The 8,149-nt window shown below is 32.5% G+C and carries 7 protein-coding genes; all 7 read left to right on the forward strand.

Features of this window, described 5'->3' with window-relative positions:
- On the forward strand, nucleotides 1–1,031 hold a 1,031-nt coding region (locus RYL55_RS07830), incomplete at its 5' end, for a tetratricopeptide repeat protein (RefSeq protein WP_315008454.1).
- Between the two features lie 12 nt (nucleotides 1,032–1,043).
- Nucleotides 1,044–1,571, forward strand: coding sequence for a YpiB family protein (locus RYL55_RS07835; RefSeq protein ID WP_315008457.1), 528 nt, complete (start codon nucleotides 1,044–1,046; stop codon nucleotides 1,569–1,571).
- Nucleotides 1,572–1,590: 19 nt separating this feature from the next.
- Nucleotides 1,591–2,802, forward strand: a complete 1,212-nt coding sequence (locus RYL55_RS07840) for a CCA tRNA nucleotidyltransferase (protein WP_315008459.1) — start codon at nucleotides 1,591–1,593, stop codon at nucleotides 2,800–2,802.
- Between the two features lie 108 nt (nucleotides 2,803–2,910).
- Nucleotides 2,911–3,384 (forward strand): hypothetical protein, encoded by a 474-nt coding sequence (locus tag RYL55_RS07845; RefSeq protein ID WP_314112559.1) that lies wholly within the window; start codon nucleotides 2,911–2,913, stop codon nucleotides 3,382–3,384.
- A gap of 250 nt (nucleotides 3,385–3,634) precedes the next feature.
- Nucleotides 3,635–6,382: an AAA family ATPase gene (locus RYL55_RS07850; RefSeq protein ID WP_315008461.1), complete on the forward strand. Its 2,748-nt coding sequence runs from the start codon at nucleotides 3,635–3,637 to the stop codon at nucleotides 6,380–6,382.
- Nucleotide 6,383: 1 nt separating this feature from the next.
- A complete protein-coding gene (locus RYL55_RS07855) occupies nucleotides 6,384–7,115 on the forward strand; it encodes a hypothetical protein (RefSeq protein WP_315008462.1) in 732 nt (243 codons plus the stop codon).
- Between the two features lie 355 nt (nucleotides 7,116–7,470).
- On the forward strand, nucleotides 7,471–8,149 hold a 679-nt coding region (locus tag RYL55_RS07860; protein WP_315008465.1), incomplete at its 3' end, for a YSIRK-type signal peptide-containing protein.

The raw sequence follows: 8,149 nt of genomic DNA on the forward strand, positions 1-8,149 counted from the left end.
ATCAAGGCGAGTATGATCAAGCATTATCTGTTTTATATGATATTCCTGAAGATAACCCGAATTATCCAAGTGTATTAGTGATTTTATCAGAGTTATATAAAGCCCAAGGCTATTATGATGTAGCAGAAAGAAAACTATTATTGGCAAAAGAATTAGCTCCTGAAGAAGCTATTTTAGATTTTTATCTTGGAACTTTATTGTTTGAGTCTGGTTCTATGGAGAGAAGTGTACAGTATTTAGAAAGATTTTTAAAAAATTCCACTGAAGAAACGGGAGAAGAAAATAGAGCTAGAGAATTATTAGTGGAAGCTTCTTTAGAAATTGGAAATGATGAACCTTTACAAGAACTAGTATCTGATGAAGGATTAGCATCAGCTTCGAATGAATTATTAATGAGTGTTGCAAAACATGATATTCAAGAAGGAAATTATGACCATGCAAAAAAATTATATCAAGAAATCTTATCTCGTGATGAAGAAAACTATGAAGCCTTACTAAGATTAAGCCATATTCAAATGTATAAACATGAGTATTTAAAAGCAATTATGAGCTTAACTAAAATGACAGAAACTTATCCATATGAGAAAGACCCATTCTTTAGTTTAGGGGTGAGTTATTTATCCATTGGGCAAATGGAAAAAGGACAAGAAGCGTTAAAACAAGCTTATGAATTATCTCCTGAATCATTTGAAATTATGCAAGCTTATACAGAAATATTATTATATCAAGAAGAGTTTGAAGAAGTTCAAGATATTTTAGCAAGAGAAATAGAAGAAGGTTTAGAAAATGGGCAAATTTTCTATTTAATGGCAAGAGCCAAAGAAGGTCTGGAAGAATTTGAAGAAGCACTAGAATTTTATCAAAAAGCTAGTGTTGAATTAGAAGATTCAATAGAGTTTATTGTTGATTATGTAAGATTCCTTCGAGAGGAAGGTAGAGTTGCTGAAGCGAAAGAATGGTTAGAGCATGGACAAAATCTAGAACCATTAAATGAGGATTTACAAGAATTACAACAATATTTTGAAGCATAAGGAGTGAAAAAGATGTTTCAACCAAGTTTAGAAGATAAGAAAAATTTTATTTCATGGTTTGTATCGAATCATGCTTTAAAAAGAAGAGAAGCGCTATGGATTTTAAATTATTTATTGAATCATGAATTATTACTAAAACAAATTCATTTTGTGGAAAAAGTAGATTGTACACCAAAAGGAATGTGGTTTTCGACAGATAAGGCGCCTGATGAATCTTTTTATTTTTATAAAGCAGGAACACGTTTTAATAATCCAGAACAAGCATTTCATGATATTCGTTTGAATTGGAAAGAAGAATGCTATATTGAAATGGATTTTGAAGACTCTTACTTAACCATGGTAAAATTTGGTATACTAGAGAAGAATCCTTTTTACGAAGAAGAAAGCTCTTCAGATGAAGAAGTACATCAAGCATTAGCAGAAATTCAAACAGATGTCTTAAAACAAGAAATTTTAACGCAAATTGATCAAGCGTTAGAAACTGGTAATCAAGAGTTATTCATTAAATTGACCGAACAATTAAAAGAACTAGAAAAGTAAGAGAAAGAGAGGCGAATGAATGTCTATTCAAAAAGAACCATTATTTTTAAAAGCACTACCTGTGATGAAACAGTTGGTAGATGCTGGATATGAAGCTTATTTTGTCGGTGGTTCCGTAAGAGATATGCTCCTTCATAAGCCTATTTCAGATGTAGATATTGCTACAAGTGCTACTCCGCATGAAGTGAAAGAGCTTTTTCCTCATACAGTAGATGTGGGAATTGAACATGGGACGGTCATGGTTATTCATCATAAAGAAGGTTATGAAGTGACAACTTTTCGAACAGAAGAAGGCTATGAAGATTTTAGACATCCGGATAAAGTAACCTTTGTTCGCTCGCTAGAAGAAGATTTAAAACGACGTGATTTTACAATTAATGCTTTGGCGATAGGAATTGATGATCAATTAATCGATTTCTTTGATGGGATTGGAGATTTAGAACGTCAATGTATTCGCTGTGTCGGAGATGCAAATGAACGCTTCAATGAAGATGCGTTACGAATGTTTCGTGCAGTGCGTTTTGTAGGTCAATTAGGATTTCAAATTGAAGAAGAAACGAGACATGCTATTTCACTTCTAAAGATGAATTTATCTAAAGTCGCAGTTGAACGAATGAAAGTTGAATTTGAAAAAATGATTCAAAGTTCTTATCGGAAAGAAGCGATGGAATTGTTTGTTGAAACAGGTTTATATCAAGCTTGTCCATTATTCGATGGAAAAGATAACATTCTTTTAAAAATTGCACAATTTTCCTTGAAGGAAATGAGTGTATTACAAGCTTGGATTGTATTGGTAGATGAATTGCATTTGAGTGATAAAGAAGTCACTTACTTATTGAAATCTTGGAAGTCTTCTAATGAGCAAATTCGAGATGTATTAATGGGCTATAGAACGTATTGTGCTCGCAAAGAAGAAGAGTGGAATTTCTTTTTAGCTTATGCTTGTTCCTATGAAGTTGCCTGTGAAGTGGAGCAATTATTGATTGCTCAAGGTAAAAGTGAGTCCGTGAGAGAGTTGGAAGGAACCTATCAATCATTACCGATTCGTTCAATGAATGATATTCAATTAAACGGACATGATATTATTCGTATTCTTCAGTTAGAAAAGAAAGGTCCTATTATTGGACAAGTTTTGAAAATGGTAGAAAAATTAATATTAGAGCAAAGTATTCAAAATGACACAGAAATTTTGGAAGATTTTGTTTTGAATCACTTTGGAAATGGAAAATGAATAATCGTTGAAAATATTTAGTTTCAATGGTAAAATTTGAATGTAAAGAATAAAAAGTGTTTTCACTATTCATAAGAGTGAGGGCATACATAAAAAGGAGAGACTTTTATGAAAAAAGTAATGTCAGGATTACGTTTTGTATTCCGTAACGGAGAAACATGGACGATTAACCGTCGTTTAATTGGAGATTTATGGATCAAACAAGTTACAACATCGTTTGGTCGTATTAATGGAAGTGAATTCCAAGAAATTCATCCATGTGAATCATTACGTATTGAAGTGTTTCCTGAAGCAGACCATGTAATGTCTGAAGACATTAACTTAGGTGGATTAGAGTTGGGAATGTTCGAGCGTGTTAAAAAATATAGCGATATCGAATTGATGGATATTTTATATTTAGATAGCGATCATCCAAAATCAGATGTGATTGTTTCAACTGATCGTGTTTACTTCCCTTATAGTCCAGTGGATGAAGATGGTAATGATAATAAATACCAAAGTTCAGCTATTGGAACGCATGGTCACTTATATATTGTAATTGACCCAGCGAAAACTGTGGAAGATATTTACCCAGAGATTTAATTACGAAGGACTTCTTTGTATAGTAGTATAGGACGCCAGCAGCTTCGCGAAGCGAATCTCATGGCTAACATACTACTATAAGAAGTCCTTCTTCATTTTTTTGTGAGACCGATAGGGTCTCTTTTTTGTTTGTATGTTCATTTCATTCCTTTATTGAAGAAACGTTCGAAAACAGTTGAGAATAAATTGACAATAAAGAAGAAAAACAGGTAAAATAACGATGATTGAAACAAAAAAAGAAGGTGATTAAATGCCGACTTATCAAGTAGGATATGATGAAAACACATGGGAATTTAATGAAGCCATTGGAGCAGCAAAACCAGGTGATGTACTAGAAATTCAAAAAAATTATTTTTTACATTTTTCAACAGATACTGACTATGAAATCAATAAAAATCTTACTTTTTTAGGATTACTAGATGAAGAAGATGGAGAATCTTTCTTTACGAATAAATTTCAAGGAACCATTTCTATAGATTGCGGCGCTTCTGTAGTATTTGAAAATATTTGGTTTACAAATGTTAACAATACTACATTAATGACTATTAATGAAAATTGTTCTGTCACGTTTAAAAATTGTGTCTTTGAATGTACAGAAGAAGATAACGAATATTATTTAATATTTGCAAAAGATAATTCGTTTATTACATTTGAAAATTGTAAAACACATTTTGTTAGCGATAAAAGTAATCAAACTATTTTTCTAAAAAATTGTTCTTTAACGGAGAATGATTGCTTTTTCCAATGGAGAACTTTTTGTGAAGGTTCACAATTGAAATTTACGAATACCATTTGTGAGAACTACTCAGGGAATGCCGTTTCTTTAAAAAAAGATTCACGTTTAGAAGCTAATAATTGCCAATTTTATGGTGGAGATATACTGAAATCTTATCCAGTGATTTGGATAGAAGATTCTTATTTTAGATTGGAAACAGGAACCATTGGTAAAATGAAACGAGGACAAGGGTTATACGCTGGTGATAAGAGTGAAGTGTCACTAACAAATGTAACAGCTCAGGCCTTGGATATTCGAAAAAGTATTTGTCTTTTAGAAGATTGTAAAATTATGGATTTAGTTTTCTTAGGACCATTTACTTACTGTTATGCCCAAACGGTTTTATCTTTCCTTTGTGAGAGTGAATCTAGTATACCATTGAGATTATATAATGGCTCAACAATTTTTGCAGATCAAGTGTTATTTGAAAAAGCTCTTGATGTTAATATTGAAGCAACTGCGTCTTCATTAGTTCATGTTTGTGAATTAATGCATGCTAATGGTAGTTCAAGTGAGTTAACTATTCAAACGGATGAATTTTCAAAAATGTCCGCTGATGTTCGTCATACAACAGCTACTGGAGCAGAGGGAAATGAGAATGCACCTAAAGAATTAGACAGTTATGAAGAATTACAAAGTTTAGTTGGCTTAGAAGCGGTAAAAAAAGAAATCGATACATTAATTGGAATGGTTGATTATAATAAACAACGTGTTTCAAGAGGGGAACCACCTCAACAATTAGTATTACACTCATTATTTATGGGAAATCCAGGTACGGGTAAAACAACCGTTGCACGTTTAATGGGTAAAATTTTATTTGAACGAGGAGCTTTATTTGGAGACACGTTTAAATTTGTGGAAGTTTCTGAATCAGATTTATTATCTGGATATGTGAACCAAACAACGACTCAAACGTTAGCAAAATTAGAAGAAGCACGTGGTGGAGTACTATTCATTGATGAAGCTTATTCCTTAGATAAGAAGAGTACAAATGATACTGGAAAAGAAGCAATCACAACAATTCTTAAATATATGGAAGACCACAAAAATGAAATTATGATTATTTTTGCGGGATATACAAAAGAAATGGAGCAATTTTTACAAATTAATCCAGGATTGACTTCACGTGTTCCAAATCGATTAAATTTTGAAGACTATAGTCCAGAACAAATTGTTCAAATGGGAATTAAGGGGCTACAAAAGAATCGTTATGAAATTGCAGATGTAGAATACTACACACGTAAAGTGATATTAGAATATAATCGTTCATTAGATCGTAGTAATGCTCGTTGGATTCGTAATTTTAACGAAAAGATTATTAAACAATTAATTGCTCGTGTTATTGCTGAGAAAAGTGAAGAGATTTCACTCATTACAAATGCAGATATTGATGCTGTTCTAGAGATTGGTAAGTATCAAGATAATGGTACGAAGAAAGATGCATGGCAAGAATTACATCAATTAATTGGGCTTCATAAAGTAAAAGAGCAAGTTGAAGACTTTATTGCTCAAGCTGAAATGAATCGTAAACGGGAACAAGAAGGATTTACAACTTCTGCTACAACATTACATTCATTATTCTTAGGAAATCCAGGTACAGGTAAAACAACCGTTGCTAGAATAGTTGCGGAATTATTGTACCAAAAAGGCTTAATTGCTACGAATAAATTAATTGAAGTCTCTCGTGGTGATTTAATTGGCGCTTATCAAGGACAAACAGCGATTAAAACAAGAGAACAGTTACAAGCGGCTCTTGGTGGAGTTCTATTTATTGATGAAGCTTATTCTTTAAAACATGGTTCTAGTGATAATTTTGGACAAGAAGCCATTGATGAAATCTTGAAATTTATGGAAGATCATCGTCAAGATATGGTAGTGATTTTTGCTGGCTATCATAAAGAAATGGCAGAGTTTTTAGAATCTAACTCAGGATTGAAGAGTCGTGTTCCTACGACATTTGATTTTGAAGATTATAGTTCGGACGAAATTGCACAAATTGGTGAATTTATCTTACAAGGTCAAGGATATCAATATGATGCAGAAAGTTATAGAGCAGTTGTTAAGGAAGCTTATGCTGCAACTGATGACTATAGTAATGGACGTTGGATTCGTAACTTTAATCAAAAATTATTGGCACATATGTCTCGACGTGTGACAAAAGATGAATCGATTGATTTTAATACGATTACAAGTGAAGATTTAGAAAAAATGAGGGAGGCATAAGATGACAGATTATGTAGCACCACCAAAAAGAAAAAAAGATTCTGATAATGATAATAACGACTATGTAGTACCACCAAAAAAAGATGACTACGTAGCTCCTCCCAAAAGAGATGACTATGTAGCGCCACCTAAGAAGGGGCAATCTACTTCTTCCGATGACTGGAAAAAGAATCCGACTTTTCAAACAAAACCATCTTCTGAATACCAAAAGGATTCAGAGTTAGATCCTCAAATCATTCCTTATTCAGGATATGGTGGATATTTTGATACACCGAAGCAAGATTTTAGTTTTTATTTAACAGGTTATTTAGTGATTTCACTGTTATATTACTTTTCTTCGTTCCAAGAAATGGGATTTTTTGGAAAAATCTTCTGGTTCGGGTATATTCTGCTTTCTAATTATACTTATAGTTGGTATGCTGATTATCGTCGTTTCAAAGGTGGGATTCTAGGATGGTTCTTTACACCTTATGGTGGAATTCGCGCAGGATTTGCTGCTTCTTCGATGATGGATTATAGTACGGGTAAAGTAAAACGTGGATTTTTTGGTGGTTATAAAATGAAAATGAAGAAAGATATTTGGTCTCATTTGTTCTCATTTATGATTCTTACAATTATTATAGAAGCCATCAAATATATGATTACAACTCCGATTGCATTTATCTCGTTATTCTTCCATAAGAGTACAGTACGTAAATATGTAAGAGCTAGCGAAGAGGCTGTTAGAGGATAGAAAGAGACTTTTTATACTGTAGCGAAGGATGCCAGCAGCTTCGCTTTGCAAATCTCATGACTAAATTTTGAGCCTAGGGTCTCGAAATTTCCAGTGATAAAATCTGCGATTGCAGTTTTTATCACCTACGCTACAGCGAAAAGTCATTTCTATTTGTACGTGATTTATAAAAGAATGATAATAACTTTTGAGTACCGACCCCAATTTGGAGTCGGTATTTTTTATTGCAATATCATACTTATTCAAGAGTAAAAAATACTAAATATTTTTTATATTTTCAAGGCAAAATATTTGACAAAATTTTCGGGGGGGGGGGGGTAGAATATAGTTTACTTATTTTATTTTGAGGTGAAAAATGTTAGGCAAGAATAATCAATTTATGAATCAAAAAAAGGCTGGTAGAAAATTTGAAAAATATTCTATCAAAAAATTAAAAGTGGGAGCAGCTAGTGTATTAGTCGGAGCAGGTTTCTTTTTAGGATTCCATGTTGAAGCTAGTGAAGTGAATGAACCAGTAACAAATGAAGTTGTAAGTTCATCAACAAAGGAAAATAAAGAAAAAGTTGTTACGGTTGAAGAAAAATCAATTGAAACAACTCCATTTGCTGAAAATAAACTATCGGAAGAAAAGAATTCAAAACTTGCGGTAGAAAAACTAAGTTCAACAGATGAAGTTAAAAAAATAGAACAACTATCTGTTGAGAGTAAAGCTACGGTTGAAACAAGTCAATTAACTGAAAAAATAACAGCTTTACAAGAACAAGTAAATCGTATTCGTTCAAATGAAAAACAAAAATCTTTTATTGAAAAAGCTGAAAAATTATTAGAAGAAGCAAAAGTTTTACAAGCTTCATCTAAAGCAACACAAGAAGCAGTAGATGCTAAAGCAAAAGAAATTAGTGCTTTAACGTCTATCTTAAAATCAATTAAAGCTGAAGAGATATCTAAAGAAAATAAAAATCAAGATAGCCGTAATGGAAAAAAGATGGAAGAAGGAACTGGTTTCCGTACTGGAGTAACAGAGCAAGCGTTAA

Origin of the sequence: uncultured Granulicatella sp., assembly GCF_963515615.1 — a bacterium.
Taxonomy (GTDB): domain Bacteria; phylum Bacillota; class Bacilli; order Lactobacillales; family Aerococcaceae; genus Granulicatella.

What these genes read in the sequence shown, in the direction of transcription:
- RYL55_RS07835 (WP_315008457.1), top strand. Translation starts at nt 1,044, where the DNA reads ATGTTTCAACCAAGTTTAGAAGATAAGAAAAATTTTATTTCATGGTTT.
- RYL55_RS07840 (WP_315008459.1), top strand. Translation starts at nt 1,591, where the DNA reads ATGTCTATTCAAAAAGAACCATTATTTTTAAAAGCACTACCTGTGATG.
- RYL55_RS07845 (WP_314112559.1), top strand. Translation starts at nt 2,911, where the DNA reads ATGAAAAAAGTAATGTCAGGATTACGTTTTGTATTCCGTAACGGAGAA.
- RYL55_RS07850 (WP_315008461.1), top strand. Translation starts at nt 3,635, where the DNA reads ATGCCGACTTATCAAGTAGGATATGATGAAAACACATGGGAATTTAAT.
- RYL55_RS07855 (WP_315008462.1), top strand. Translation starts at nt 6,384, where the DNA reads ATGACAGATTATGTAGCACCACCAAAAAGAAAAAAAGATTCTGATAAT.